A 468-nucleotide genomic window follows, 5' to 3' on the forward strand; every position below is an offset into this window, starting at 1 on the left:
CAAATTAAGTGCCGCTGTACCCAGCAGCACGCCGTCTTCAACGTTGGCCGACAGGGTGTAGCTCACCGCCGTGCGGACCAGGTCACGGCCTTCGTCAGTGTTTTCAACAATCTTGTCGACGGGGTTGTCGATGACGTAGGTGTCGTCACCGCTGCCGCCGCTGAGGGTGTCAGCGCCCACGCCGCCATCCAGCCAGTCGTTGCCGGCCCCGCCCTGCAGGGTGTTGATGTTGGCGTTGCCGATTAGGGTGTTGTTCAGGTCGTTGCCGATTACGGTGAACGCGCCGAGGCCGGTGAGGGTGACGTTTTCGACGTTCTGCAGGCTGCTCTGGCTGAGGTCGACGGTGCTGGTGGTCAAGGTCGAGGCGTAGCTGATGTTCAGCAGGTCGCGACCCTCATCGGCCGTTTCCCGCAACAGCGCCAGTTCGCCGAATTGGTCGAGGACGTAGGTGTCGTCGCCGGCGCCGCC

1 protein-coding gene is annotated in these 468 nt (G+C 63.2%); it reads right to left on the reverse strand.

The features are described 5' to 3' along the window. A partial coding sequence (locus tag NHU87_RS28320; RefSeq protein ID WP_367399075.1) for a calcium-binding protein occupies positions 1–468 on the reverse strand: 468 nt, incomplete at both ends.

Origin of the sequence: Pseudomonas mandelii (genome assembly GCF_024138395.1) — a bacterium.
Classification (GTDB): domain Bacteria; phylum Pseudomonadota; class Gammaproteobacteria; order Pseudomonadales; family Pseudomonadaceae; genus Aquipseudomonas; species Aquipseudomonas mandelii_E.